Below are 25,751 nucleotides of genomic sequence, written 5' to 3'. Positions count from 1 at the left end.
TGATTATTTCGGAAGCATCTTGTAACACTTTCCGGTCCAGTCGGCGATACCGCCCCGCCGTCGCGATCAGCGTCGCGGACGCGGCGCCTGCGCCATCGACCCCCGCGCGTAGGCCACGAACGAAGCCAGGTAGTCGATGCCGGCGTCGGCCTCGCGCGTGCCCAGGAAGATCTGCTTGGCGATGCCGTCCTTGCCCAGCTTCACGCTCGCCACGGGCATGCGGTCGGCGTATTCCTCGGCCAGCCAGCGCGGCAAGGCCGCCACTCCGCGGTTGCTGGCCACCATCTGCAGCATGATGTCCGTCGTCTCGATGGTCTTGTGCCGGCGCGGCGCGACGCCGGCGGGGCGCAGGAACTGGTTGTAGATGTCGAGGCGGTCGGTCTCGACCGGGTAGGTGATCAGCGTCTCGTCCGCGAGCTGGTCGGGCTTGACGTAGCGCAGCGTGGCGAAGGGATGGTTCTCCGCCACGACCAGCACCTGCTCGTAATCGAACACCGGATCGAAGCGCAGGCCAGGGCGCCTGAGCGGGTCGGGCGTGACGAGGATGTCGATGTCGTAGCCGAACAGGGCGCCGATGCCGCCGAACTGGAAGCGTTGCTTGACGTCCACGTCCACGTCGGGCCAGCGCGCCAGATAGGGCGACACCACCTTGAGCAGCCACTGGTAGCACGGATGGCATTCCATGCCGATGCGCAGGGTGCCGCGCTCGCCCGCCGCGTACTGCTTCATGCGCGACTCGGCGTGCTCGAACTGCGGCAGCAGCCGCTCGGCCAGCGCGAGCAGATACTGGCCGGCCTGGGTCAGCCGCAGGCTGCGGCCTTCGCGGTCCCAGATCGGCGTGCCCAGTTGTTGCTCGATCTTCTTGACGGTGTGGCTGAGCGCGGATTGCGTCAGATGCAGCGTGCCGGCGGCGGCGGTCAGCGATCCCTGGCGGTCGACTTCCCGGATGATGACGAGGTGTATGCGTTCGAGCATGGGGGTACCCGGCAATTAATGAATAAATATAATGGATAGATGAAATAATGCCATTTTATTTCATCGATCGATGTCCCTATCATGACTGCCTTCCCGCGTCGTTTCGCGCACTCATTCATTGGATGGCAGTTCACATGGTCACCACTCACAACCTAGGTTTTCCGCGCATCGGCGCCAAGCGCGAACTCAAGTTCGGGCTCGAGCGCTACTGGAGGGGCGAGTCCTCGCGCGACGAGCTGAAGGCGCTCGGCGCGAGGCTGCGCCAGTTGAACTGGGCCAGCCAGAAGGGCCTGGACCTGGCGCCGGTAGGCGATTTCGCGTTCTACGACCAGGTGCTGGACATGAGCTTCACGCTGGGTAACCTGCCGGCGCGCGTGCAAGGCTTTCATGGCGATGCGCTGGACAATTACTTTCGCGTCGCGCGCGGCCGCTCGGCCGGGGCCGCGGAAGAACATGCCGCGTGCTGCGGCGGGGTTGCCGCCGGCGAAATGACGAAGTGGTTCGATACGAACTACCACTACATCGTCCCCGAGTTCACGGCCGACACGACGTTCAAGCTGGACGCCTCGCGCTACGTCGAACAACTGGCCGAGGCCCGCGCGCAAGGCGTCAAGGGTAAGCCGGTCGTCATCGGCCCGGTCACCTACCTGTGGCTGGGCAAGGCCAAGGACGACTCCGACAAGCTCGCGCTGTTGCCGCGCCTGTTGCCCGCGTACGTCGAACTGCTGGCCACGCTGGCCGCTCAGGGAGCCGAATGGGTGCAGATCGACGAGCCGGTGCTGGTCACCGAACTGGCTCCCGCCTGGCGCGAGGCCTTCCGCACCGCCTATGCCGCGTTCGCCGGCGGCCCGGTGAAGCTGCTGCTGGCCACGTATTTCGGCCAGCTCCAGGAGAACCTGCCGCTGGTGTGCGAACTGCCCGTGCAGGGCGTGCACCTGGACACGGTCAACGCGCGCGGGGAAGTCGAGCCGCTGATCGCCGGCCTGCCGGCCGATCGCGTGGTGTCGCTGGGCGTGATCAACGGCCGCAACATCTGGAAGACCGACCTGGATGGCGTGCTGGACTGGCTGGTGCCGGTGGCCGCGCAGCTGGGCGAGCGCCTGTGGATCGCGCCGTCCTGCTCGCTGCTGCACGTGCCGGTGGACCTGGACAGCGAACAGAAGCTGGATGCCGAGGTCAAGCAGTGGCTGGCTTTCGCGCTGCAGAAACTCGACGAACTCAACGTGCTGGCGATAGCGCTGCGCGAGGGGCGTGCCGCGGCGCAGGCGGCGTTATCCGCCAATCATGCCGCGATCGAGGCGCGGCGGGCATCGCCGCGCGTGAACAATCCGACCGTCAAGAAAGCCGTCGCGAGCCTGACGGCCGACATGGGACGGCGACAGCATGCCTACGCCGAACGGGCCGCGAAGCAGTCCGCCCTGCTGAAGCTGCCGGCCTTCCCGACCACCACCATCGGTTCATTCCCGCAGACCGCCGAGATCCGCCAGGCGCGCAGCCAGTACAAGGCCGGCGCGCTGGACGAGGCCGGCTACCTGGCCGCCATGCGGGCCGAGATCGGCCGCAGCGTGCGCGAGCAGGAAGCCCTGGGCCTGGACGTGCTGGTGCATGGCGAAGCCGAACGCAACGACATGGTCGAGTACTTCGGCGAACAGCTCGAAGGATATGTGTTCAGCCAGTTCGGCTGGGTGCAGTCCTACGGGTCCCGCTGCGTGAAGCCCCCCATCCTGTTCGGCGACATCAGCCGTCCCCGGGCGATGACCGTCGAATGGATCAGGTACGCGCAGTCGCTGACCGACAAGCCGATGAAGGGCATGCTGACCGGCCCGGTCACCATCCTGAACTGGTCCTTCGTGCGCGACGACCAGCCGCGCTCGGTGTCGTGCCGCCAGCTTGCGCTGGCCATCCGCGCCGAAGTGCAGGATCTGGAGCGTGCCGGCATCCGCGTGATCCAGGTCGACGAGGCCGCGCTGCGCGAGGGGCTGCCGCTGCGCCGCGCGCAATGGCGGGAATACCTGGACTGGGCGGTTGAATCGTTCCGCATCGCCGCCAACGGCGTGGGCGACGAGACCCAGATCCATACCCACATGTGCTATTCGGAGTTCAACGACATCATCCACGCCATCACCGACATGGACGCCGACGTGATCACCATCGAGACTTCGCGCTCGGACATGGAACTGCTGGATGCCTTCGACGACTTCAAGTACCCGAACGAGATCGGGCCCGGCGTCTACGACATCCATTCGCCCAACATCCCGACCGAGGCGCATATCGTGCAACTGATGCGCAAGGCGGCCGAGCGCGTGCCGGCCGAACGCCTGTGGGTCAACCCGGACTGCGGCCTGAAGACCCGCCAGTGGGCCGAGGTCATCCCCGCGCTGACCAACATGGTGGCCGCCGCCCGGACCCTGCGCCAGCAAGCGAGGTAAGAACATGAGCCTGCCCCTGAACCCCCCGTTCCGCGCCGACCACGTCGGCAGCTTTCTGCGCCCCGTTTACCTGATCCAGGCGCGCGACCGCCATGCCAAGGGCGAGATCACGGCCGAGGAACTGCGGCGCGTCGAAGACCGCGCCATCGCCGAAATCGTCAGGTTCCAGGAAGACGTCGGCCTGAAAAGCATCACCGACGGCGAGTTCCGCCGGACCTATTTCCACGTCGACTTCCTGCGCCGGCTGGGCGGCGTGTCCAGCGGCGAGCCGGTCGCGGTGCAGCGCGCCGACGGCAAGACCGAACTCGCGCCGCCCGTCATCAGCGTGGTCGACAAGGTGCGCCACGTGGCCGACATCCAGCGCGCCGACTTCGAATACCTGCAAGGCCAGTTGTCGCCCGGTAGCGTCGGCAAGGTGGCGATCCCATCGCCGACCATGCTGCACTTCCGCGGCGGCCGCGCCGGCATCAGCGCGAAGCACTATCCCGAACTCGATCCCGACTTCTACGACGACGTCGCCCGCGCCTACGGCGACGAACTGAAATCGCTCGCGGCCGCCGGATGCCGCTACGTGCAGCTCGACGACACCAACCTGGCCTATCTGTGCGACGCCCGCATGCGCGCCGCCGCCTCCGGCCGGGGCGACGATCCCGACGAACTGCCGCACCGCTACGCCCGGTTCATCAACAAGGTCGCGGCCTACAAGCCCGAAGGCATGGTCCTGGCCATCCACCTGTGCCGGGGCAATTTCAAGAGCACCTTCGCCGCCAGCGGCGGCTACGAGCCGGTGGCCGAGGCCCTGCTGGCCGAGATGAACGTCGACGCCTACTTCCTGGAATACGACGACGACCGCAGCGGCGACTTCCGGCCGTTGCGCTTCCTGCCCAAGGGCAAGATCGCCGTGCTTGGCCTGGTCAGCACGAAGTTCGGCGCACTGGAGTCCAAGGACGACTTGAAACGCCGCATCGACGAGGCCGCGCGCCATGCACCACTGGAACAGCTCGCGCTGTCGCCGCAGTGCGGCTTTGCCAGTACGGTGCACGGCAATGACATCGCCGTGGCGGCCCAGCGCGACAAGCTGAAGCTGGTGCTGGAGACGGCACGGGAGGTGTGGGGAGACCGTTGACGACTCAGTCTGCGAACCGGGCGTGCGCCTCTGGACTTCCTTTGCGGCGGTCCGCCAGCCAGCCCATGTTTTCGCGGCGATGTACCCATTGGTTTACCCACCAGCCGGACAAGACAAAGGCCTTAGACGGGTGAAAGCGTCTAAGGCCTTGATTTCATTGGTCGGGGCGGCGGGATTCGAACTCGCGACCCTCTGCTCCCAAAGCAGATGCGCTACCAGGCTGCGCTACGCCCCGACGGACCCGCATTGTACCCGATGCCAGGCCCCCTTACGGCCCGGCCGGCCATTTCTTGAACGCGGGCACCCAATGAATAGGTGGGCCAAAGGGATCGGCAGCAAGGCCCTCCACCCCGGAATGGCCGGTGCGCCGGGGTAATATCTTTCCATGCGGGCCGAGCCGCGTCCATCCGCCGGATGGGGCGCGGCGGCGGAATGGCCAAGGAGAGCTTCATGAACGAACAAGGGACCCTGGATCGCCTGGAACCGGGGATGGTGATTCCTTACGGCGGTAACCGGTATACCCGTGTGGATGCGGAGCTGGCGCGCGCCTTCCAGGCGGGTGACCGGCTGCTGGTGGTGCAGGAAAGCGGGGCGCTGCTGCGGATTCCCGGGCAGGTGGATGAGGTGGTCCGGGCACGGGTGGGCGAGGCGCGCGCGGCCTTCGAGGCGCTGGCGCAGGCACGGCCGGGCGCGGTGGACCGGTTCTACGAGACCTTCGCCGACGCGCTGGAGCGCGACGAGGTCTGGGCGCAGGTGGTGGCGGCCAACGAGGAGGACGTGCGGCGCGCGCAGCAGCGGGGCCGTTCGACGACGCGGTTGAAGGTGTCGGACAAGATGCGCGCCGCGATGATCGAGGGGCTGCGGGTCTGGCCGGGCCTGGCGGCGCAGGATGACCGGGTGCTGGGCCGGGTGGACCATGGCGACTGGCAGGTCGACGTGCTGCGGGTGCCGCTGGGCGTGGTGGCTTTCGTGTTCGAGGGCCGGCCGAACGTGCTGGTGGACGCCTGCGGGGTGTTGGCCAGCGGCAATACGGCGGTGCTGCGGATAGGCAGCGATGCGCTGGGCACGGCCAGCGCGCTCTTGCGCCATGCGCTGCGGCCGTCGCTGGAGGCGGCGGGGCTGCCGCAGGGGGCGGTCAGCCTGGTCGAGGTCGAGGACCGCGCGGCGGGCTGGGCGATGTTCAGCGACAACCGGCTGGCGCTGGCGGTGGCGCGGGGGTCGGGTACGGCGGTGATGCAGCTGAGCAGCGTGGCGCGGCAGGCGGGTGTGCCGGTCAGCGCGCATGGCACGGGCGGCGCCTGGCTGGTGGCGGATCCCAGCGCGGACGGCGAGCGTTTCGAGCGGGCGGTGCGGCATTCGCTGGACCGCAAGGTCTGCAATACGCTGAACGTGTGCTGCATCGTGCGCGAGCGGGTGGCGGACCTGATGCCGCGCTTCCTGCGCGCCATCGACGAGGCCGGGGCTGCCTTGAGCGGGGCACCGCGCCTGCATGTCACGCCTTCGGCGCAGCCTTTCGTGCCGGCGGAGCTGTTCGGGCGCCGCACCTTGGTGCGGCGTGCCGAGGGGGACGTGGACGAGCCCTATGCCAGCCCGTTGCCCGAGGCGCGGCTGGGGCAGGAGTGGGAATGGGAAGAGACGCCGGAACTGTCGCTGGTGGTGGTGGAGTCGGTGGACGAGGCGGTGGCGCTGTTCAATCGCTACAGCCCCCGTTTCGTGGCCAGCCTGATCGCCAGCGATCCGCAGGCGCACCAGCGTTTCCGGTTGCGTATCGATGCGCCGTTCGTGGGCGACGGTTTCACGCGATGGGTGGATGGCCAGTATGCGCTGGGCAAGCCGGAATTGGGGTTGTCCAACTGGGAGCATGGCCGCTTGCTGGGCCGCGGAGGCGTGCTGACGGGCGCCGATCTGGCCGCTGTGCGGCTGGTGGCCACCACGGCGCAGGAACAGCATCGCTAGATCGCCGTGTCCAAACGTTCCCTGGATATCGCCGCCATCGCGATGCTCGTGCTGCTTTGCGCGAGCTGGGGCGGGCAGCAGGTCGCGGTCAAGATCGCGCTGCCCGATTTCCCGCCTTTTCTGCAGATGGGCATACGCTCGGCCGGGGCCGGGCTGCTGGTGCTGTTCTATTGCCTGGCCACCGGGCGGGGCAGGCTGTTCGTGCGGGACGGCTCGCTGTGGCTGGGCCTGTTCTCGGGGCTGCTATTCTCCGGCGAGTTCGTGCTGATCTACCTGGGCCTGCAGTGGACCGACGCCAGCCGCACTTCGCTCTTTCTTTATACGGCGCCGTTTTTCGTGGCGCTGGGGGCGACCTGGCTGCTGCCGGCGGAGCGCCTGCGCTGGCCGCAGTGGGTGGGGCTGGGCCTGTCTTTCTGCGGGACCGCCATCGTGATGGGTGTCCCGCGCGGGGCCACGTCGCCGCATGCGTGGCTGGGCGATCTGATGATCATCGGGGCGGCGGTGTTCTGGGCGGCGACGACGCTAGGCATCAAGGCCACGCGCCTGGCCACGGCACCTCCCGAGAAGGTGCTGCTGTACCAGCTGGCGATGTCGGCCGTGATCGGACTGGGCGCCGGCATGGCCACCGGCGAATCGGTGCGCGGGGTCAGCCTGGCGCCCGTGCTGGCGCTGACCTACCAGACGGTGTGGATCGCCGCCACGACCTTCCTGCTCTGGCTGCGGCTGTTGACACTGTACCCGGCCAGCACGCTGCAGGCGGGCACGTCGATGTCGCCGCTGTTCGGCGTGGCCGCCGCGGCGCTGATCCTGCATGAACCGGTCGGGCCGATGTTCCTGCTGGCCGTGGCGCTGGTGGTGTCGGGGCTGGTGCTGGTGAACAGGCGCTAGCCGCCGGCGGCGCCCTGTGTGTTGACGTACAGCGCGTAGATGGACGTGCTGGCGGCCATGAACAGGCGGTTGCGGTGCCGGCCGCCGAAGCACAGGTTGGCGCAGCGCTCCGGCAGCGCGATGTGGCCGATGGCCTCGCCGTCCGGCGCGAACACGCGCACGCCGTCCAGTTCGTCGCTGCCCATGCCCCAGCCGCACCACAGGTTGCCGTCCACGTCCACGCGCAGGCCGTCCGGGGTGCCCGGTCCGGCATCGATGACGACGCGTCGGTTGGACAGTTTCTTGCCCGCCGCGACGTCGAAGGCCAGGATGCGGCGCGGCTTGGCGCGCGACTCCACCACGTACAGCACGGATTCGTCCGGCGAGAAGGCCAGGCCGTTGGGGCTGGCGATGTCGCCGGCGACGACCTCGGCCATGCCGGTGGCGGGATCGAGCCGGTAGAGGTTGGACGGCAGCTCCTGCCTGGCCGGAAGGCCCTGGTAGTAGCCGGCTATGCCGAAGGGCGGATCGGAGAACCAGACCGTGCCGTCGGACTTGACGACGACGTCGTTGGGCGAGTTCAGCGGCTTGCCGTCATGGCGGTCCATCAGCACGGTGACGGCGCCATCGTGCTCGGTGCGGGTCACCCGGCGGCCGCTGTGTTCGCAGGTGACGAGGCGCCCCTGCCGGTCGCGCGTCATGCCGTTGGCGTGACCGGACGGCGAACGGAAGACGCTGACCGCGCCGCTGATCTCGTCCCAGCGCATGACGCGGTCATTGGGGATGTCGCTCCAGAGCAGGTAGCGGCCGTCGCCGAACCAGACCGGCCCTTCGTTCCAGCGGCAGCCGGTGGCCAGGCGCTCGACCGCGGCCGACGGCAGCCGGTATTGCTCGAACCGGGCGTCGAACGCGCGGATGGCGGGGTCGGGATAGCGCTGCGATGCCTGCCACATGGTGCCTCCTGGAGCGGGGCGCTGGTGGGTGCGCCCGGAGCTTCGATTGTCGGCGATCGGCGCGCCTGCCGCCAGTCCGCGCGATGGCAGCTTCTGCGTCGTGGGCGAGTAGATTTTTCACTTCCACCAGGAATCGCGGCAGGGGAAAGCCCGTGCCGGCCGCCTGGCACGAAGCCTGCTCGACCCGTGCCATGGACTTCACCCATGCATCTTCCTCCGCCTTGACCGCGCTGGCCGGCGACGGGGCCGCCCCGGAACTGGTCTATGTGGACGACACCCGGCCCGGGTATGGCCGCAAGCTGTTCCGGGGCCGGTTCGTGTACGTGGACCAGCGGGGCGAGCGTATCCGCGACCCCAAGGAGATCGCCCGCATCAATGCCCTGGCCATCCCGCCGGCCTATGGTGAGGTGTGGATATGCCCCGACCCGGCAGGGCACATCCAGGCCACCGGCCGCGATGCGCGCGGACGCAAGCAGTATCGCTACCACCCGCAATGGCAGGCGGTGCGCGACGCCGACAAGTATGCGCAATTGTCGGAATTCGGCCGGGCCCTGCCGCGCATCCGGCGCCGGGTGCAGCGGGCGCTCGATGCGCCGGGGCTGGGGGAGGAAAAAGTGCTGGCCGCGGTGGTGCGCCTGCTGGAGGCGACGCTGGTGCGGGTGGGCAACCGCGCCTACGCCAGGCAGAACCGTTCGTTCGGCCTGACCACGCTGCGGCCGCGCCATGCGTCGCTGTCGGGCACGCGCCTGCGGCTGCGCTTCCGCGGCAAGAGCGGGATCGAACACGACGTCACCGTTGCCGATCGCCGGGTGGCGCGGGTGGTGCGCCGCTGCATGGAGATTCCCGGGCAGACGCTGTTCCACTACCTGGACGAGGCGGGGCAGCCGCGCGGCATCGATTCGTCGGCCGTGAACGCCTATCTGCGCGAGGCGGGGCAGGGGGATTTCACGGCCAAGCACTACCGGACCTGGGCCGGCTCGGTGCTGGCGCTGGAGTGGCTGCGGCGCATGCCGCGCGAGGAAGGCGCGGCCGCGCGCCAGGCCGTGGTCGAGGCGGTGAAGGCGGTGGCGCAGCGGCTGGCCAATACGCCGGCGGTGTGCCGGGCCTGCTACATCCATCCGGCCATCATCGATGCCTATCTGCGGGGGGAACTGCCGGCGACCTGGCCCGCTTCCGGTCCGCGCGGGCTGAGCGCGGCCGAGCGGCGGTTGCTGGCGTTCCTGGACGGCCTGGGCTGATCGCCCTACGAGCGCGCCGGCCGCGCCCGCCGCCGCTCCAGCCAGGCACCCAGTTCGCCCACGATGCCGCGCCGGAAGGCCAGCACGCAGACGACGAAGATCAGGCCCGTGACGATGGTGACGGCGTCGCCCAGGCTGCCGAACCACGCGATGCCGGTCGCATTCGCCAGCGCGTTGCCCCATTCGCCGATCTTGTTCTCGACCAGGACGATGATGAGCGCGCCCACCATGGGGCCGGTCAGGGTGCCCATGCCGCCCACCAGGGTCATGAGGATGACGAGGCCGGACATCTGCCAGACCACGTCGCTGAGCGTGGCCGAGATGAACACTACCGATTTCGTCGCCCCCGCCAGCCCGGTCAGCGCGGCGGACAGCACGAAGGCCAGCAGCTTGTAGCGGTTGACGTCGTAGCCCAGCGAAGTGGCGCGCGCCTCGTTCTCGCGTATGGCTTTCAGGACCTGCCCGAACGGCGACTGCACCGTGCGGTAGATCAGGAACACGCCGAACAGGAATATCGCCAGCACGACGTAGTACAGCGCCATGTCGTTGCCCAGGTCGATGTGGCCCAGCAGCGTGCCGCGCGGAATGGCCTGCAGGCCGTCCTCGCCGCCGGTAAAGGGTGCCTGCAGGTAGAAGAAGTAGAGCATCTGCGCGACGGCCAGCGTGATCATCGCGAAATAGATGCCGCTGCGCCGGATGGCGAGCCCGCCCATGACCAGCCCGATCGCCGCCGCGACGGCCACGCCGAACAGGATGCCCAGCTCGGTGGGCAGCCCCCAGGTCTTGAGCGCATAGCCGGTGGCGTAGGCCGCGCTGCCCAGGAAGGCGGCGTGCCCGAACGACAGCAGCCCGGTGTAGCCCAGCAGCAGGTTGAACGCGCAGGCGAACAGCGCATAGCACATCAGCTTCATCGCGAAGATGGGATAGACGCCGAGGTAGGGCAGTACGCCCAGCCCCAGCGCCAGGCAGCCGGCAAGGTGTCGGTTCATGTGGCCTTTCCAAACAGGCCGGCGGGCCGCGCGAGCAGCACCAGGGCCATCAGCACGAAGACGACGGTGTTCGATGCCTCGGGATAGAACACCTTGGTGAAGCCCTCGATCACGCCCAGGCCCAGGCCGGTCAGGATGGAGCCCATGATGGACCCCATGCCGCCGATGACCACCACGGCGAAGACGACGATGATCAGGTTCGACCCCATCAGCGGCGAGACCTGCTGCACGGGGGCCGCCAGCACCCCCGCGAAGGCCGCCAGCGCCACGCCGAAGGCGTAGGTCAGCGTCACCATGAGCGGGACGTTGACGCCGAAGGCCTCCACCAGCCGGGGATTCTCGGTACCGGCGCGCAGGTAGGCGCCCAGGCGCGTGCGCTCGATTACGTACCAGGTCGCCAGGCACACGGCCAGGGAGGCCAGCACGACCCAGGCCCGGTAGTTGGGCAGGACCATGAAACCCAGGTCGGTGGCGCCCTGGAGCAGTTCCGGCACGGGGTAGGACTGGCCCGAGACCCCGTAGAAGCTGCGGAACACTCCCTCGATCAGCAGCGTCAGGCCGAAGGTCAGCAGCAGGCCGTAGACATGGTCGAGCTTGTACAGCCAGCGCAGCATCGTGCGTTCGATCACGACACCCAGCAGGGCGACCGCCAGCGGCGCCAGCACCAGCATCCACCAATAGCCCAGCCCCAGGTACTGCAGGCCCAGCCAGGCCAGGAAGGCGCCGACCATGTACAAGGCGCCGTGTGCGAAGTTGATGACGTTGAGCAGGCCGAAGATGACGGCCAGCCCCAGCGACAGCACCGCATAGAAGGAGCCGTTGACGAGCCCGAGCAGCAATTGCCCGAGCATCGCCTGCAGCGGGACGCCGAAGATCGTCATGACTTCTTCAGCAGCGGGCACTTGGATTCGGCGGGCGTGGTGTAGACCTTGTCGCCGGGCAGCTTCTGCGCCACCTTGTAGTAGTCCCAGGGACCCTTGGATTCCTTGGGCGTCTTCACCTGGAACAGGTACATGTCGTAGATCATGCGGCCGTCCGCGCGCACGTAGCCGTCATGGGCGAACATGTCGTTGATCTTGTTCGACTTGAACCATTTCATGATGGTGTCGGGATCGTCGGTGCCCGTGGCCTTGACCGCCTTCAGGTAGAAGGACGCGGCCGAGTAGTCGGCCGCCTGCAGCGACGAGGGCTTGCGCTTGAGCTTCTGTTCGAACTTGGCGGCCCAGGCGCGCGACTCGTTGCTCTGGTCCCAGTACCAGCCATCGGTCAGATACAGGCCCTGCGTGGCGTTCAGCCCCAGCGTGTGGATGTCGTTGATGAACACCAGCAGGCCGGCGATCTTCATGGTCTTGGTGACGCCGAACTCCGCCGCCGCCTTGGTGGCGTTGATGAAGTCGCCGCCGGCGTTCGCCATGCCCAGGATCTGCGCCTTGGAGGCCTGGGCCTGCAGCAGGAAGGACGAGAAGTCGGAAGCCGCCAGGGGATGGCGGATGGACCCCACCACCGTGCCGCCCGCGGCCTTGACCACCGCGCTGGTGTCGGCTTCGAGCGAGTGGCCGAAGGCGTAGTCGGCGGTCAGGAAGAACCAGCTCTTGCCGCCCTGGGCCACCACGGCCGAGCCGGTGCCGCGCGCCAGCGCGACCGTGTCGTAGGCGTAGTGGACGATGTAGGGCGAGCAGTCCTCGTTGGTCAGGCGCGACGAGCCGGCGCCGATGACGATGTAGGGAATCTTTTTCTCGGTGGCCACCTTGGCCATGGCCAGGGCGGTGGAGGAGTTGGTGCCGCCTATCAGGAGGTCCAGCCCCTGCTGGTCTATCCATTCGCGGGCGCGGGCCGAGGCGATGTCGGGCTTGTTCTGGTGGTCGGCGTACAGGACTTCGATCTTCTTGCCGTTGACCTGGCCGCCGGCGTCGGCCACGGCCATGCGGATGGCATCGGCCCCGGCCGGGCCGTCGATATCGGCATAGACGCTCGAGCCGTCGGTGATGAAGCCTATCTTGATGACGTCGCCGGAAATCTTCGGCGCCTGCGCCAGCGTCGGCGCGGTGGATCCCAGGACCAAACCGGCCGTGATGGCCGCTGCAAGGGCTTGCTTCTTCATGCGCGTCTCCTAAGAGGTACTCCTCATACGCCAAGCAGTTCGTGCAGGGTGTCCTGCTTGGCGGCCAGGTCCGACGATGCGAAGGCTTCGATCACGCGGCCGTGTTCCATCACGTAGAAGCGGTCGGCCAGCGGCGCGGCGAAGCGGAAATTCTGTTCCACCATGACGATGGTGTAGTTGCGCGCTTTCAGGGCCCGGATCATGCGTGCCAGGGCCTGCACGATGACGGGCGCCAGCCCCTCCGAGATCTCGTCCAGCAGCAGGAGGTCGGCGCCCGTGCGCAGTATCCGGGCCACCGCCAGCATCTGCTGCTCGCCGCCGGACAGCCGTGTGCCGGGGGAATGCCGGCGCTCGCGCAGGTTGGGGAACATCTCGTAGATTTCCTCGACCGACATGGCCCGTTCGCCGGTGCCGCGCAGGGGAGGGGGCAGCATCAGGTTTTCCTCGCAGGACAGCGAGGCGAAGATGCCGCGCTCCTCGGGGCAGTAGCCCACGCCCAGGTGGGCGATGCGGTGGGTGGGCATGCCTATGGATTCCACGCCGCCTATGCGCACCGATCCGCGGCGCGCGCCGGTCAGGCCCAGGATGGCGCGCAGCGTGGTGGTGCGGCCCGCGCCGTTGCGGCCCAGCAGCGTGACGACTTCGCCGCGCGCCACGTCCAGGTCCACGCCGTGCAGGATGTGCGATTCTCCGTACCAGGCATGCAGGTTCCGGATTTCCAGCGCCGGACCGTTCATGCGTGGGCTCCCTGCAGTTCGCCGTCCACCGTGCCCATGTAGGCCTGCATCACTTCGGGGTTGCGGGACACGGCGTCGTAGGGGCCCTCGGCCAGCACCATGCCGCGCGCCAGGACCGTGATGGTGCTGGCGATGGAAGACACGACCTTCATGTTGTGTTCCACCATCAGGATGGTGCGGCCCGCCCCGACCTTCCTGATCAGCTGGGTGACGCGGTCCACGTCCTCGTGGCCCATGCCCTGCGTGGGTTCGTCCAGCAGCATCAGTTCGGGCTCCATGGCCAGGGTGGTGGCGATTTCCAGGGCGCGCTTGCGCCCGTAGGGCAGTTCCACCGCCGGCGTGCCGGCGAATTCGGCCAGCCCCACCTCGTCCAGCAGTTCCATGGCGCGGGGATTCAGGCGGTCCAGCAGCGAGACGCTGCGCCAGAACCGGAAGGTGCCGCCTTCGCGCCGCTGCAGCCCGATGCGGACGTTCTCCAGGGCGGTCAGGTGCGGGAAGATGGCGGAGATCTGGAACGACCGGATGATGCCGCGCCGCGCGACCTGGGCCGGCGCCTCGCCGGTGATGTCGGTGCCGTTGAAAAAAATACGCCCGGAGGTGGGCGTCAGGAACTTCGTGAGCAGGTTGAAGCAGGTGGTCTTGCCGGCGCCGTTGGGGCCGATGAGGGCATGGATGCTGCCCCGCGCCACGCGCAGGTTCACATCCTTGACCGCGACGAATCCCTTGAAGGCCTTGCTGAGGTCCCGGGTTTCGAGGATGAGGTCGCTCATGGTTTCCTGTGTCAGGCTATGCCGCATGCGCCTGCTGCATTGTGTCGCAAATCCTTCTCTTGGGGGCCTAGGTGTTTGCCCGGAACCGCCGGACGGGGGAGGGGCGGCCTGGTGGTAAACTTGCGCGCTCCGGGGCGGCGGTAGCTCAATTGGATAGAGCACAGGCCTTCTAAGCCTGGGGTTACGGGTTCGATTCCTGTCCGCCGCGCCAATCCACGCATCTTTCCTTTCCCTCCGTCAGGCCCGCTTCTTGCGAACCGCTTCCCGTCACGACTACGGGAGACGCGCCTTGGACTGGCCTGGAATCTTCGCCTTTTCCATTCCGCCGCTCGAGACCCTGGTCCGCGGCACGGTCATGTATTGGCTGTTGTTCCTGTTGTTCCGGTTCGTCGTCCGCCGCGACGTCGGTTCGATGGGCATCGCGGACATCCTGCTGATCGTGATCGTGGCCGACGCGGCGCAGAACGGCATGGCCGGCGACGGCAAGAGCGTGACCGACGCGGCGCTGCTCGTGATCACGCTGGTCGCCTGGAACATGGCCCTGGACCGCCTGGCGTTCCATTTTCCGCCGGTGCGCCGGTTCGTCGATCCGGAGAAGGTCATGCTGATACGCAACGGCAGGAAGCTGCGCGACAACATGCGGCGGCAGTCGATCACCGACGAGGAGCTCGAGGCGAAGTACCGGCAGCAGGGCATCGAATCGATCGACGACGTGAAGGCCCTGTATCTGGAGGCCGACGGCAACGTCAGTGTCATCAAGCGGAAATGACGGGCGTCAGTCCGCGCCGTAGGCCATCGTCGTCATCAGGGCGAGGGCGGCCTGGCGGGAATCCAGGCGGGTGTGCTGCACCACGATGGGCACGTCCGATTCGATGACGCTGGCGTAGTCGGTGTCCAGCGGTATCGGTTCGGGGTCGCGCAGGTCGTTGAACCGAAGATGCAGCGTGCGCCGCGCAGGCACGAGGACGCGGTAGGGGCCGGCAGGCTCGCGGTCCGAAAAATACACCGTCAGGCGCACCTGGGCGGGAGCGTCGCCCGTGTTCAGGATGCAGGCGGTTTCATGGCTGGCGGTCTGGCGAGTGCGGTCGTCCCCGGAAGGCGGCAGATAGCCTTCGGCGATGATCCAGCGGCGTTTGCCCAGGGCTTGCATGTGCAGGTCTCCGAAACGGGGATTACAGCGAAACGCGCGGCCGCAGCCAGCGATATCCGTAGCCTCGCAGCCGCAGCCGGACCGGGTGGCCCGATGGGGCGTCGTAGGGGCCGTCGGCCATGACGTCCGTCATGTGCTGGCAGTCGGTGTCGTGCAGAGTGAACTGCACCTCCTCCGGCCCGAGGTTGGCCAGCGTCAGGACCGCCACGCCGTCGAGTTCGTGCCGCAGCGCCAGCACCTGGGGACATTCGATGGAGGCAGGGCGGCAGTGGCCGGCGCCTATTTCCCGCATGCCCAGGCGGGCGCGGATCATCTTGCCGGTACGGGTCAGCAGCGAGTCCTCGTCCAGCGATTGCGCGTAGACATTGACGTGCCGGTAGCCGTAGGGGTCCGAGTCGATCAGCGGCACCGCCAGCCGCTCGGGGCGCGCGGCGGAAAAGCCGGCACCGGGTTCGTCCGACCATTGCATGGCGGTGCGCACCGCCAGCCGCTCGGGCAGCGACAGGTCGTCGCCCATGCCGATCTCCTCGCCATAGCGCAGGATGGGCGTGCCCGGCAGCGAGAACAGCAGCGCGTGCACCAGCGCCAGCCGCCGCTTGTCGCCGCCCAGCATGGGGGGAAGCCGCCGCCGGATGCCGCGATGATAGATGCGCATGTCGGGATCGGGGGCGAAGCAGTCCATGACTTCCCGCCGTTCGTCCTCGCTCAGGCGTTCCAGGTCCAGTTCATCGTGATTGCGCAGCCAGAGCGCGTATTGCGCGCCTTCGGGCGGGACGGGCTGTCCGGCCAGGGCTCGCACCAGCGGCTCGGCCTTCCCGCGCGCCAGTGCCAGGTAGAGGTAATTGTTGAGCCAGAAATTGAGCACCAGCGTCAGCCGGTCGCCCCGGCCGAAGTAGTCGACGTACTGCCGGGGAGGCACGTCCACTTCTCCCAGCAGCACGGCATCGGCCCGCCGCCGGGAGACGAAGCGGCGCATGTCGTCCAGCAGCCAGAAGCCGTCGTCGGCGGGATCGGGCGAGCGGGCGCTGTCTATCATGTGCGAGGCGGCGTCCACGCGGAAGCCCGAGACGCCAAGCCGCAGCCAGAAATCCATGATCCGCTCGACTTCGTGCCGCACGTCGGGATTGCCGAGGTCGAGGTCCGGTTCGTGCGAATAGAAGATGTGCTTGTAGTACTGGCCCGCCTGTTCGTCCCAGGTCCAGACGCTGTCCTCGACGGTGGGGAAGATGGGTTTCTCTTCGGTGGGCTCGGGGGTATCGGCCCAGACGTAGTAGCCGCGATAGCGCGACGTCCGGTCCCGGCGGGCAGCCTGGAACCAGGGGTGGCGGTCGGACGTATGGTGCACCACCAGGTCGATGATCACGCGCAGCCCCAGCTCCTCGGCCTTGGCCATCAGGGCGACGAAGTCGGGTAGCGCGCCGAAGCGCGGGTCGACCGCCAGATGGTCGATGACGTCGTAGCCGCCGTCGCGGAACGGCGAGGCATAGAAGGGGGTCAGCCACAGGCAGGTCACGCCCAGGCCGCGCAGGTACTCCAGCCGCTCCGAGATGCCTTCGAGGTCGCCACGGCCATCGCCGTTGGCGTCGCGGAACAGGCTGGGATCGACCTGGTAGATGATGGCGTTTCGATACCAGAGCGGCATCATGTCTCAGCTCCCGGTTCCAGCACCACGGCGTGTTCGCCCGCCAACTCCCCGCGAAAGCGCGAGCCCGGCGCCTGGCCGTCGCTGCACAGCGCGATGCGCCAGTCCCCCGGGGGATGGAAGCGCCTCGGCTGTGCGGCGAAGTTCACGCAGACCAGGCGGACGTCGTCGCCCCGGCGGCGCCGGAATGCCAGGACCTCCGGCGGGGAGTCGATTTCTTCCCAGTCGCCCAGCCGCAGTGCGGGGCTGGCCTTACGCACCGCCAGCGCCTGCCGGTAAAGATGGAGAATGGAGCCGGGGTCGGCCCATTGCCGTTGCGCCGAGTGCGACGCGGGGTCGGGCGGGAAGGGCAGCCACGGGGGAGCGCCTTCCCAGCCATGGGGCGGCGCCGCCGTCCAGGGGATGGGCGCGCGGCAGCCATCCCTGCCGCCCGGGTCGACCTGCCGCTGCGGATCGACGAGGGCGTCTTCCAGGCCAAGTTCCTCGCCCTGGAACAGGAATGGAGTGCCGCGCAGCGACAGCAGCAGGATCGCCGCCGCGCGCGCCCGGCGCAGCGAGCCGCCGTAGCGGCTGCGATGGCGGACGTTGTCATGGTTGGACAGCACCCAGGTCGGCCAGGCATCGGCCGGCCGCAGCAGGGCATCGACCTCGCGGATGCAGGTACGGAAGACGACCGGATCCCAGGGCGCATCCAGCGGCGGGAAGTTGAACGACATGTGCAGTTCGTCCCCGGCACCGTAGTACTGGACGACGCTGGCGGTCGAGCGGATGTTCACCTCGCCGACCAGGATGCGCTCGCCGGGATAGCTGTCCACCAGCCGCCGTATGCCGCGCAGCACCTCGTGGCTGTAGGGCTGGTCGTTGAAATCTGCCAGCGGCTCGCCGGCCAGGCAGCGTGGATGGTCGGCGAAGGTCGGATCCTTGCCGGTGCAATGGGCCACGTCTATGCGAAAGCCATCGACGCCGCGGTCCAGCCAGAAGCGCAGCACACCGTGCATGGCTTCCACCACCTCGGGATTGCGCCAATTCAGGTCGGGCTGCTGGGGCAGGAAGAAATGCAGGTAGTACTGGCCGCTTTTCTCGTCCCAGGTCCAGGCGCTGCCCGCGCCCAGCGCCGCCCGCCAGTCGTTCGGTTCGTCGCGCCAGATGTACCAGTCGCGCCGCGGGCTGGCCCGTGACGAGCGGGAGTCCAGAAACCAGGGATGCTGGTCGGAGGTATGGTTGGGCACGAAATCGAGCAGCAGGCGCAGGCCCCGCGCGTGGGCTTCGTCGATCAGCCGCTGCGCATCGCCCAGCGTGCCGAACAAGGGATCGATGTCGCAGTAGTCGCTGATGTCGTAGCCGGCATCCGCCATGGGCGAGCGGAATATCGGCGACACCCATACCGCGTCTGCGCCCAGGTCGCGGACGTGGTCCAGGTGGGCGAGCATGCCGGGAATGTCTCCCACGCCGTCGCCGTTGGCATCGGCGAACGAACGGGGATATATCTGGTACACGACTGCATTTTTCCACCAGGCTTCATCGGAGCGCGTGCCATTCATGCGGTTTGCCGGCCTTGTCCTTGTCGGGGCGAGTGGTCCAGCAAGTGATATTCCCAAGGGAAATCCGGAAGGCAGGTGGGTACCCTAGGCGGGCGGCGGTTGAACTTTCTCCGCCGTGGCATTGCCTCATGGGTGTACCGTCTGCAGGAGACTTCTATGTCAGAAGGCGCAGGAGAGCACTACAAGGGTTATTACATCCGTACCGTTGCGCGCGCGGTCAATCATCCCCGGGAAGGCATGACGTCGCTGTTCGAGGGTGTCGCCACGATATCGCTGGACCCGGGATCGCAATACCACCCCGTTCCTCCCGACCAGCACCTGGGCGACGACCAGGTGTTCGGCACCGAATTCGAAGCCCATCGATATGCCGAAAAGGCCGCCAGGCGCTACATCGACAAGCTCGAAAAAGGAAAGTAGCGCCACGGCCGCTGCCTGCGGCTTCTTCCGGCTCGTTCCATGGACGCGCCGGCCAGGGCTGGGCCCTGGCCGGCCACGACGCCTCGTCTGATCGTATTGCCTCTCATTGGCCGGATTTCTGTTGCTGACCGGGCTTTTGCTGCTGGCCGGTCTGCGACCGCTGCTGTTGTTGCTGTTGCTGCTGCTGGCCCTGTCCGCGCTGCTGGCCCTGCTGCATGTCGGGGTGTGGCGAGGACGTCCCCTTCTGTCCTTGCTGGTTGCCCGTCTGCTGCTGGCTTTGCTGCGGATTCTGGCTACGCTGGCCGGCCTGTGTCTGTTGGCCGGAGGACGGTTGCTTCTGCTGATTCATGGGCCTACTCCTTGATTATGGATGCGGGGTGGCGGAATGCCCGCCGGCGGTGGGTTCGATACACCGCCCCGGTTTAACCGCAATTCCTGTTCCGCGTTGGGAAGGTCCGCGGCAAGGATTATGGGAGAGGCGCTTGCATGTAATTATTGGGTGCTGCGCTTGTAATTTTTTCTCGTGCGCAAATGCGCGCCGCCATTTTTGTTGTAGGTATTTACCTCATTCGGGAAAACGATAGGTTTGGGGGATTGATTTCGTGAAATCTAAGCGTTAACCCTGGCAAATTTAGTTGATTTTGTCCACTTTGTTGCCGATGTGCCGCGCTATTCCTAGGAATCCGCCACGAGAGGGGTATATCCCCGCATTTAAGCAGGGATATATGGGCAAAGAAAAAATTCATATAAACGCCACATGCCCGGCAATATGCTTGTATCCGAAGGAAACGAAAACGAGTTGACTAAGCCGACGATGCCCCGCATAGTCATTTTCCAGGTGTCAGGCTAGGGTTCTACTCGGTTGGGTCGGCAAGTCGGCTTTCCATTTGGGCACGCCCCCGTTCTTGATTCCGGTTAAGTGATTATCGCGGTACGCACATATTCAAAGAAGGAAATGCATCATGGCGACAGGCATCGTTAAATGGTTCAACGACGACAAGGGGTACGGGTTCATCATGCCGGATGATGGGGGGAAGGACTTGTTCGCCCACTTTTCGGAAATCCAGGCCGAAGGCCGCAAGACGCTGTACGAAAACCAGAAGGTGAGCTTCGAGGCCGTGCAGGGTCCGAAGGGCCCCCAGGCTTCCAAGATCCGGGTCCTGTAAGCCGTCTTCCCTGGCCAGCCAGACGAAACGCCCCTGCCATGCAGGGGCGTTTTGTTTATGCTGCCGAAGCCGCGGCGGTTGACGGACCATGCGCGCGGGCAATAAAAAATCCCCGAAGGCGCTGGCCTGGGGATCGATGCCGCGCCTTGGCGCGCGGGGTACCTGCTGGTACTGAATGCGGGTGGGGTGGCTGATGGGACTCGAACCCACGACAACCGGAATCACAATCCGGGACTCTACCAACTGAGCTACAGCCACCACTTGAAACGCTGCGCTGATCGAGGCCGATCAAGCGAGACCGCTATTCTAGCGAATTTCTGGCGATTACGCGAATCGCCCAGGCCGCTAGCGTTCCAGCCGGACTTCGAAGTAGGCGGAGTCGGTTTCGCCCAAGGCCGAGAAGCCTTCCTGGGCCGCCTTGACGGCCGCGCGCTGCCAGCGCAGCGCCAGCGAGCGTTCCTCTTCCGAGATGTCGTCCGCGGATTCCTCGGCCCAGCTCCAGGCCTTGTAGGCGGCGGCGAGGCCTTCGATGCCGCCCAGTGCCTTTTCCAGCGTGCGGGCGTAGCGGCGTTCGGCCTGGAGCCGGAGTTCCTCGGGCAGTTGGGGGTAGTCTTGCAAGGTGACGGTATACATGGTTCTCGCACACGTTACTGTATGTATGTACAGTATCCGCTGAAAATCGTGGCGAAATCAAGAGGTCCGCGCAGGGGCCGTCGTGGCCGTCATGGGAACGGGGGTTGCTCGCCCAGGGTACGCCGCATCCGCGGCATTTTTTTCAGGAGAGCAACCATGCAGATCGCAGAAATCATGACCCGCGACGTCGCCTTTTTGTCCGCCGATGAACCCATCCAGCGCGCAGCGCAATTGATGGCCGACCTGGACATCGGCTCGGTGCCCGTATGCGACGGCCGCCGCCTGGTGGGCGTCGTGACCGACCGGGACATCGCGGTGCGTTGCATCGCGGCCGGCGCGCCGGTATCGACACGGGTCAGGGAGGCCATGACGCCGCACGTGAGCTGGTGCTATGCGGACGAGGACGCCGAGACGGTCAAGGCCAAGATGCGGGATGAACAGATACGCCGCCTGCCTATCCTGGGATCGAACAACGAACTGGTGGGCGTGGTCTCGCTGGGGGACCTGGCCACGCGGGCGGGAGGGACGGACGATACGCTGGCGGGAATCTCCGAGCCCGCGCGTGCGACGGGGGAGTTGTTTCGCTAGGAACGAGCAGGGGAAGCCCCGGCCGGACGGCCGGGGCGGGGAGTCACGAGCTTCCGGGGCTCGTCTGTACCGCATCCTCCTTTGAAGGGCTTTGAGCCTGGGCCTGCGCTTCCGCCGCGCGGCGCCGCCTGTGAGCGTGGCTCAAGGCTCCCGCGGCTCGGGCTTCTTCCGAATTGAATTCGTGCGCATTGCCAGACTGGTGGGCGGCGCGTCCCCCTTCGGCGGAAATGGCCCGCTGTTTCTGTGGGTCCATGGCGGCAAAGCCTCGAGGGCGCTTGGGGCTCGTAAGCGTAGGCATGAGGTTCTCCAAGATTAGGGAATGGTTCGGCTGACGAGACCGCGAGGTCGCAAGCCTCGTGCCAGCTTGGCGGGGCAGCGCAGGAGGCCCGTGGCGGGCCGGGGCGGGGGAGGCACGGCGCAGGTTCGCAGGATTTACATGTGGCGCTGGAGTTTTATGCATGCGGCCATCGGGGCCGGCGTGACGGGCGCGCCCGGGTACGCCACGTGCTGGAGCGTGGCATCGGAATGCCGGAGAGCCGCATGCGGACCATCGAAGACATCGCGCGCGAGATGCGTGAGCGCAAGCTGCTGCTTGCCACGGCCGAATCCTGCACGGCGGGGCTGATCGCCGCGATGCTGGCCGACGTGGAGGGGGCCGGTGCGCTGCTCGATTGCGCCTTCGTGGTGTATTCGCCCGATGCCAAGCGGCATGCCCTGGGGGTGCCCGAACGTATCCTGCGGACGTACAACCTGACCAGCGAGCACGTGGCGCGGGCCATGGGCAGGGGCGCGCTGGCGCGCAGCCGGGCCAACGTGGCGATCGCCAACACGGGCGTGGCCGATGGCGGGGGCGATGGGGTGGCCGCCGGTACCCAGTGCTACGCGTGGGTGTTCCGGGGAGGGGAAGGGAAGATCGCGGTGTACAGCGAAACGCGCCGTTTTCCGGGGGGGCGCAACGCCGTCCGGGAACGGGCGGCCCGCCACGCGCTGGAGCGCCTGCCCTACTATGCGGACCTCGCGGCGCGCACCTGAGGTGGCGCGGCCGCCGTGGCGCCGGTCAGTGCTGTCCGGTCGTATCGGATCCGGTTTCCTCGGTCTGGCAAAGCGTGGCGATGACGTTCTGCCAGCCTTTCTTGAACGAGGGGTGCGCTTCGTTCAGTGTGGGTTCCACCTGTTGCGCGATGGCCTGCATCACTTGGCGCAACTGCTCGGCATTCGGATGGGCCGAAATCAGCATGCTTACGACGTTCTGCAAGGCGGTGAGTTGTCCCTTCATGAATTCAGGGTCGGTCACGATGGCTCCTTTTGCGGCATGTTCTGGGGAATTTGCAAGGCTCGGGTCGAGTCCAACCGGCATGTTAACGGTTCCCCGATCCGGGTGTTTCAACAAGGGTTTTCGCCAACCTCGGGATAGGTAGATATCCCAGTATGGTGGCGCTGACATCGAGGCCCGGTTGGTCTACGATGGGCGCACGCTGGAGGGCCGTATTCATGGCAACAATGGTGATTGATCGTAAGAAGCTGGTGTGTTTTGTCGTAGCGGCCACTGACCCGGCCGGCGAACCGCGTTGGTGTGCGCTCAACGAAGACCGCGAGTGGCTGACCAACCTGGGCGCCGAACCCGCGGCCGCGGCCGAAAAGGCCGGCGTCTATTGCTGCAACCCCAGCCCCGAAGTGCGGCGTGCCGCCGCCGAAGCCCTAGGGGTCGACCCCGGTGCCGAGTTTGTCGTCCATCGACTGTTCCAATCGTCGGACAGCGACGAGTGCGCCGAGGTCATCTCCCGCAAGGTGGTGCGACTGCACTGACCCGCTCAGGCATGCCGGTTGGCCGCCCGGGTGCGGGCGGCCTTCTTGGCGGCCGCCGAGCGTCCGGCCGCGCCCTTGGTGCGTGCCGCTTTCTTGGCAGCGGCCGACCTGTCCGCCGCGCTGCGGCGCTTGGCTGCCGTCTTGGCGTGAGCGGCCAGGGCGCTCTTCGACGCCCCCGACTTGCCTTCCCGTTTCAGCGCGGTCTTGGTCGCCCGTGAGCGCGTGGCCGACTTCTTGTGCGGCGTTTCGTCGCCCTTGCGCACGTCCTGTTCGGCCTTGGCGCGGGTCTTTGCGCTGGCGCGGCCGGGCTTGGGCGCGGGCAGGTCCACGCCGGAGCGGCGGGCTTCCGACAGGCCGATGGCGATGGCCTGCTTGGTCGACCGCACGCCGTGCCGACCTTCGCGCACGTGATGGATCTGTTCCTTGACGAATTCGCCGGCCTGGGTCGATGCGGATTTGCCCTGGCGCTTGTCCTGCTTCGCTTTCTCGATCGTCTTGCGTTCAGGCATGATGGCTCTCCTTGCGGAAAGCCTTCGGGCAGCAACCCCCGTGCCTACGGAGCCCGCCTGGGGGCCATGCCCGGCCTGTGCGAGCCTCCTTTTAGCGGGAACAGGCCCTAGCCCATGCGGCCCGGCGCTCCCGTCAACACGCATCCGGCCACGGTGGGCGTGCCGTTTTCCAGCGTGGCCCGCTCGCATTCCAGGTAGACCTTGAAACCGCGCGGCAGCGTGTCCAGCGCCACCTGCTCCGGACAGTCGCGCCCGCCGTCGCAGGCGGGGTCGGACTTCAGCAGGACCCGCACCGGATGGGCCGGGTCGGCCGCCTTCAGATCGAGTTGCAGTTCGCCGGTGCCGACGATGTGGACCTTCTGCAGCCGTCCCGTCACGATGAAGGGGCCCTTGCTGTATTTTTCCAGGGCGCGCGGATCCCGGGCGGCGAAGTCGACGTAGACCAGTTCGGCGTCGTAGCGAGGCGGTCCGTCGGCCGTGGCCGACGGCACGGCGGAGGGCAGGGGGTCCGGAGGGGACTTGGAGCAGGCGTGCAGGGTGACCAGCGCAAGGACGAGAAGCGACAAGCGGCGATACATGAAATGTCCTGTGGACGGGAAATGAGGCGTTTCCCGGAAGGCGCTCGTCCGCGTCGGGACGGCCTTAGGGCGTAGTGTAAACGGTCGCGCGTGCCGCCGGCTTGCCGGGCGGGCTGGCCATGGGAGTGCCCGCCGGTGCCGCGTCGGCCCTGGCGCGGCCGGCGGGCAGCACCGGCGCGACCTCGGGGCGGACTTCCGTCAGACTGTTCTGCAGCATGTAGTCGTTCATTTCCTTCCAGCCGGTGAAGATCGCGGCCTTGGACATGTGCGGATTGAACGTGTAGCAGTCTTCCAGCGCGCGGCCGGCCTGGCGGCAGGCCCCGCCGATGGCGCGCCCCTCGGAGTCCTTCCTGGCCTCGATCTGCGAGACGGGCTGCAGGCCCAGGTAGTCGCAGCCGGCCGCCGCCAGCAGGACCCACGCGGCCAGCAGCCGGCATCCTGCGCGCAGCGCGCGGCGGGTCGGCGGGGGGGCGAAAGGACGGGAAAGGAAGGTTCGCGGGCTCATGGAATCTCTTATCGGACGCAGGCCGGCGGAACTGTAGGGCGAACTCAATTTGCCCGCCTCGATGCCGATAAACGGGGGATGACCGGCCATATTCCCTCCCATCTTCCTCCAGACGGCTCGCCCGGCGACCTGACCGCCGAGGACCTGGATGCCCTGGCCCGCTCGCCGCTGTTCGCCGGCTGCACGCCGGACCAGCGCGACCGGGTCCGGGAGTTCGCCTTCGCCACCCACCTCGCCCACGGCGCGATCCTGTTGCAGCCGGGCGAGCCCAATCACCATGTCTATGTGCTGGTGGAAGGGCAACTGGCCGCCTTCCTGGACGCCGACCTGCAGAAGCGGGTGGCGCGCTTCGTTCCCGGCGACGGCCTGGGCGAGCATGCGCTGGTCGGTCCCGAAGGCGGTACCGTGTACGTGGCCGCGCAGTGGCCCGCCCGGCTGGTGGCGCTGGAGGCAACGCGGCTGCGCGCGGTGATGGAAACGGTGCCGCGCATCGCGCTGAACGCGCTGGACATGCTGAGCGCGCGGCTGCGGGCGGCCAATCTGCGCCACGATCCGCGCGAGGCTTCTGCCGGCATCGACTTCATGGCCAGTCACGATGCCGTCACCGGGCTCTACAACCGTCGATGGATGGCCACGGCCTACCCCGCCGAGATGGCACGCGCCGAGCGCGATGGCGAACCCCTGTGCCTGGCGCTGATCGACATCGACCGTTTCGACCGCCTGAACCAGGCGTTGGGCCGCGCCGCGGGCGATGCTATCCTGCGCCAGTTGGCCGATCTGACAAGGAATCTGCTGCCCTCGCTCGACATGCTGGCGCGGGTGGCCGGCGACCGCTTCGCCGTGCTGGTTCCGGCTTCGCTGGCGGAAACGCTCGCCATGTGCGAACGCCTGCGCCTGCACGTCGGCGGACGCCAGTTCGCGCTGCGGGGCAGCCTGGGCACGCAGATCACCCTGTCGGCCGGCGTGGTCCGGGCACAGGGGGATTTCGAGGCGACGTTTTCCAGGGCGCAGGCGGCACTGGAGCGCGCCAAGGAACGGGGCCGAAACACGGTCGAACCTCCGCCGGGCTGAATCG

The 25,751-nt window shown here is 67.2% G+C and carries 29 protein-coding genes and 3 tRNA genes; 13 read left to right on the top strand and 19 right to left on the bottom strand.

From position 1 onward, the window contains the following. Positions 1-66 precede the first annotated feature (66 nt). Positions 67-975, bottom strand: coding sequence for a LysR family transcriptional regulator (locus CDO46_RS17160; RefSeq protein WP_087839696.1), 909 nt, complete (start codon positions 973-975; stop codon positions 67-69). Positions 976-1,109: 134 nt separating this feature from the next. Here CDO46_RS17160 and metE point away from each other — a divergent pair, with 134 nt between their 5' ends. Together metE and CDO46_RS17150 are read left to right on the top strand one after the other, a co-directional pair. After that, the gene (gene metE, locus CDO46_RS17155; RefSeq protein WP_087839695.1) at positions 1,110-3,404 is read left to right on the top strand and encodes a 5-methyltetrahydropteroyltriglutamate--homocysteine S-methyltransferase; all 2,295 of its coding nucleotides are present in this window, start codon (positions 1,110-1,112) and stop codon (positions 3,402-3,404) included. Positions 3,405-3,408: 4 nt separating this feature from the next. Then, positions 3,409-4,530, top strand: a complete 1,122-nt coding sequence (locus CDO46_RS17150; protein ID WP_087839694.1) for a 5-methyltetrahydropteroyltriglutamate--homocysteine S-methyltransferase — start codon at positions 3,409-3,411, stop codon at positions 4,528-4,530. Positions 4,531-4,688: 158 nt separating this feature from the next. On the opposite strand, the gene CDO46_RS17145 is transcribed toward CDO46_RS17150, so the two are convergent. Beyond that, a tRNA-Pro gene (locus CDO46_RS17145) sits at positions 4,689-4,765 on the bottom strand. Positions 4,766-4,980: 215 nt separating this feature from the next. On the opposite strand from CDO46_RS17145, the gene CDO46_RS17140 reads away from it, so the two are divergent. Both CDO46_RS17140 and CDO46_RS17135 read left to right on the top strand, forming a co-directional pair. Continuing rightward, positions 4,981-6,486 (top strand): aldehyde dehydrogenase family protein, encoded by a 1,506-nt coding sequence (locus CDO46_RS17140; protein ID WP_087839693.1) that lies wholly within the window; start codon positions 4,981-4,983, stop codon positions 6,484-6,486. A gap of 6 nt (positions 6,487-6,492) precedes the next feature. Next, on the top strand, positions 6,493-7,374 hold the full coding sequence (locus CDO46_RS17135) for a DMT family transporter (protein ID WP_207958606.1): 882 nt from the start codon (positions 6,493-6,495) through the stop codon (positions 7,372-7,374). Here CDO46_RS17135 and CDO46_RS17130 read toward each other — a convergent pair. After that, positions 7,371-8,306: an SMP-30/gluconolactonase/LRE family protein gene (locus tag CDO46_RS17130; RefSeq protein WP_087839692.1), complete on the bottom strand. Its 936-nt coding sequence runs from the start codon at positions 8,304-8,306 to the stop codon at positions 7,371-7,373. The two genes, CDO46_RS17135 and CDO46_RS17130, sit on opposite strands and share 4 nt — an antisense overlap. Before the next feature lie 191 nt (positions 8,307-8,497). Between CDO46_RS17130 and CDO46_RS17125 the strand changes: the two genes are divergently transcribed. Further along, positions 8,498-9,544, top strand: a complete 1,047-nt coding sequence (locus CDO46_RS17125) for a DNA topoisomerase IB (RefSeq protein WP_087839746.1) — start codon at positions 8,498-8,500, stop codon at positions 9,542-9,544. A gap of 5 nt (positions 9,545-9,549) precedes the next feature. On the opposite strand, the gene CDO46_RS17120 is transcribed toward CDO46_RS17125, so the two are convergent. From CDO46_RS17120 to CDO46_RS17100, 5 genes are read right to left on the bottom strand one after another with little or no spacing between them, the layout of a single operon-like run. Further along, complete coding sequence (locus tag CDO46_RS17120; RefSeq protein WP_087839691.1) at positions 9,550-10,533, bottom strand: branched-chain amino acid ABC transporter permease; 984 nt, start codon at positions 10,531-10,533, stop codon at positions 9,550-9,552. Next, the gene (locus tag CDO46_RS17115) at positions 10,530-11,414 is read right to left on the bottom strand and encodes a branched-chain amino acid ABC transporter permease (RefSeq protein ID WP_087839690.1); all 885 of its coding nucleotides are present in this window, start codon (positions 11,412-11,414) and stop codon (positions 10,530-10,532) included. Before CDO46_RS17115 ends, CDO46_RS17120 begins: the two co-directional genes overlap by 4 nt. Further along, positions 11,411-12,634 (bottom strand): ABC transporter substrate-binding protein, encoded by a 1,224-nt coding sequence (locus CDO46_RS17110; RefSeq protein WP_087839689.1) that lies wholly within the window; start codon positions 12,632-12,634, stop codon positions 11,411-11,413. The genes CDO46_RS17115 and CDO46_RS17110 overlap by 4 nt, the downstream gene beginning before the upstream one ends. 23 nt (positions 12,635-12,657) lie before the next feature. Next, on the bottom strand, positions 12,658-13,371 hold the full coding sequence (locus tag CDO46_RS17105) for an ABC transporter ATP-binding protein (RefSeq protein WP_087839688.1): 714 nt from the start codon (positions 13,369-13,371) through the stop codon (positions 12,658-12,660). Further along, positions 13,368-14,141, bottom strand: coding sequence for an ABC transporter ATP-binding protein (locus tag CDO46_RS17100; RefSeq protein ID WP_165963081.1), 774 nt, complete (start codon positions 14,139-14,141; stop codon positions 13,368-13,370). Before CDO46_RS17100 ends, CDO46_RS17105 begins: the two co-directional genes overlap by 4 nt. Before the next feature lie 134 nt (positions 14,142-14,275). On the opposite strand from CDO46_RS17100, the gene CDO46_RS17095 reads away from it, so the two are divergent. Continuing rightward, positions 14,276-14,352 (top strand) — tRNA-Arg (locus tag CDO46_RS17095). A gap of 78 nt (positions 14,353-14,430) precedes the next feature. After that, a complete protein-coding gene (locus CDO46_RS17090) occupies positions 14,431-14,910 on the top strand; it encodes a DUF421 domain-containing protein (protein WP_243724433.1) in 480 nt (159 codons plus the stop codon). 6 nt (positions 14,911-14,916) lie between these two features. On the opposite strand, the gene CDO46_RS17085 is transcribed toward CDO46_RS17090, so the two are convergent. The 3 genes from CDO46_RS17085 to CDO46_RS17075 are packed head-to-tail and all read right to left on the bottom strand — an operon-like array spanning position 14,917 to position 18,474. Continuing rightward, complete coding sequence (locus CDO46_RS17085) at positions 14,917-15,291, bottom strand: sensory rhodopsin transducer (protein ID WP_087839686.1); 375 nt, start codon at positions 15,289-15,291, stop codon at positions 14,917-14,919. 22 nt (positions 15,292-15,313) lie between these two features. After that, the gene (locus tag CDO46_RS17080) at positions 15,314-16,936 is read right to left on the bottom strand and encodes an alpha-amylase family protein (protein ID WP_087839685.1); all 1,623 of its coding nucleotides are present in this window, start codon (positions 16,934-16,936) and stop codon (positions 15,314-15,316) included. Continuing rightward, entirely contained in the window at positions 16,933-18,474 is a 1,542-nt protein-coding gene (locus CDO46_RS17075) for an alpha-amylase family glycosyl hydrolase (protein ID WP_087839684.1), read from the bottom strand. The genes CDO46_RS17080 and CDO46_RS17075 overlap by 4 nt, the downstream gene beginning before the upstream one ends. Before the next feature lie 156 nt (positions 18,475-18,630). Between CDO46_RS17075 and CDO46_RS17070 the strand changes: the two genes are divergently transcribed. Then, positions 18,631-18,891, top strand: coding sequence for a hypothetical protein (locus tag CDO46_RS17070; protein ID WP_087839683.1), 261 nt, complete (start codon positions 18,631-18,633; stop codon positions 18,889-18,891). A 103-nt stretch (positions 18,892-18,994) separates the two neighbouring features. Here the strand turns inward: CDO46_RS17070 and CDO46_RS17065 are convergent, their stop codons facing one another. Continuing rightward, positions 18,995-19,240, bottom strand: a complete 246-nt coding sequence (locus CDO46_RS17065) for a hypothetical protein (protein WP_087839682.1) — start codon at positions 19,238-19,240, stop codon at positions 18,995-18,997. Between the two features lie 613 nt (positions 19,241-19,853). On the opposite strand from CDO46_RS17065, the gene CDO46_RS17060 reads away from it, so the two are divergent. Further along, complete coding sequence (locus tag CDO46_RS17060; protein ID WP_087780849.1) at positions 19,854-20,057, top strand: cold-shock protein; 204 nt, start codon at positions 19,854-19,856, stop codon at positions 20,055-20,057. 182 nt (positions 20,058-20,239) lie between these two features. Here CDO46_RS17060 and CDO46_RS17055 read toward each other — a convergent pair. After that, positions 20,240-20,315 (bottom strand) — tRNA-His (locus tag CDO46_RS17055). A gap of 87 nt (positions 20,316-20,402) precedes the next feature. After that, on the bottom strand, positions 20,403-20,690 hold the full coding sequence (locus CDO46_RS17050; RefSeq protein WP_087839681.1) for a hypothetical protein: 288 nt from the start codon (positions 20,688-20,690) through the stop codon (positions 20,403-20,405). Between the two features lie 156 nt (positions 20,691-20,846). On the opposite strand from CDO46_RS17050, the gene CDO46_RS17045 reads away from it, so the two are divergent. Then, on the top strand, positions 20,847-21,278 hold the full coding sequence (locus CDO46_RS17045; RefSeq protein WP_165963080.1) for a CBS domain-containing protein: 432 nt from the start codon (positions 20,847-20,849) through the stop codon (positions 21,276-21,278). A gap of 43 nt (positions 21,279-21,321) precedes the next feature. Here the strand turns inward: CDO46_RS17045 and CDO46_RS17040 are convergent, their stop codons facing one another. Continuing rightward, positions 21,322-21,576 (bottom strand): KGG domain-containing protein, encoded by a 255-nt coding sequence (locus CDO46_RS17040; RefSeq protein WP_087839679.1) that lies wholly within the window; start codon positions 21,574-21,576, stop codon positions 21,322-21,324. Positions 21,577-21,818: 242 nt separating this feature from the next. On the opposite strand from CDO46_RS17040, the gene CDO46_RS17035 reads away from it, so the two are divergent. Further along, positions 21,819-22,310 carry a CinA family protein gene (locus CDO46_RS17035; RefSeq protein WP_087839678.1) on the top strand — a complete coding sequence of 164 codons (492 nt, stop codon included), beginning with the start codon at positions 21,819-21,821 and terminating at the stop codon, positions 22,308-22,310. Positions 22,311-22,335: 25 nt separating this feature from the next. On the opposite strand, the gene CDO46_RS17030 is transcribed toward CDO46_RS17035, so the two are convergent. Next, positions 22,336-22,572 carry a hypothetical protein gene (locus tag CDO46_RS17030; protein ID WP_087839677.1) on the bottom strand — a complete coding sequence of 79 codons (237 nt, stop codon included), beginning with the start codon at positions 22,570-22,572 and terminating at the stop codon, positions 22,336-22,338. 197 nt (positions 22,573-22,769) lie between these two features. Here CDO46_RS17030 and CDO46_RS17025 point away from each other — a divergent pair, with 197 nt between their 5' ends. Beyond that, the gene (locus tag CDO46_RS17025; RefSeq protein WP_132979339.1) at positions 22,770-23,084 is read left to right on the top strand and encodes a hypothetical protein; all 315 of its coding nucleotides are present in this window, start codon (positions 22,770-22,772) and stop codon (positions 23,082-23,084) included. Positions 23,085-23,089: 5 nt separating this feature from the next. On the opposite strand, the gene CDO46_RS17020 is transcribed toward CDO46_RS17025, so the two are convergent. The 3 genes from CDO46_RS17020 to CDO46_RS17010 form a co-directional block, all read right to left on the bottom strand. After that, positions 23,090-23,593 (bottom strand): DUF6496 domain-containing protein, encoded by a 504-nt coding sequence (locus tag CDO46_RS17020; RefSeq protein WP_087839675.1) that lies wholly within the window; start codon positions 23,591-23,593, stop codon positions 23,090-23,092. A gap of 107 nt (positions 23,594-23,700) precedes the next feature. Next, positions 23,701-24,171 (bottom strand): hypothetical protein, encoded by a 471-nt coding sequence (locus tag CDO46_RS17015; RefSeq protein ID WP_087839674.1) that lies wholly within the window; start codon positions 24,169-24,171, stop codon positions 23,701-23,703. A 64-nt stretch (positions 24,172-24,235) separates the two neighbouring features. Beyond that, positions 24,236-24,676 carry a hypothetical protein gene (locus CDO46_RS17010; RefSeq protein WP_087839673.1) on the bottom strand — a complete coding sequence of 147 codons (441 nt, stop codon included), beginning with the start codon at positions 24,674-24,676 and terminating at the stop codon, positions 24,236-24,238. A gap of 78 nt (positions 24,677-24,754) precedes the next feature. On the opposite strand from CDO46_RS17010, the gene CDO46_RS17005 reads away from it, so the two are divergent. After that, a complete protein-coding gene (locus tag CDO46_RS17005; RefSeq protein ID WP_087839672.1) occupies positions 24,755-25,747 on the top strand; it encodes a GGDEF domain-containing protein in 993 nt (330 codons plus the stop codon). Positions 25,748-25,751: the final 4 nt, after the last annotated feature.

It is taken from the genome of Pigmentiphaga sp. NML030171 (assembly GCF_002188635.1).
In the GTDB taxonomy this organism is placed as follows: Bacteria; Pseudomonadota; Gammaproteobacteria; order Burkholderiales; family Burkholderiaceae_B; genus Pigmentiphaga; species Pigmentiphaga daeguensis.
Note: the sequence above shows the minus strand (reverse complement) of the source record. Positions and strands in the feature narration are given on the sequence as shown.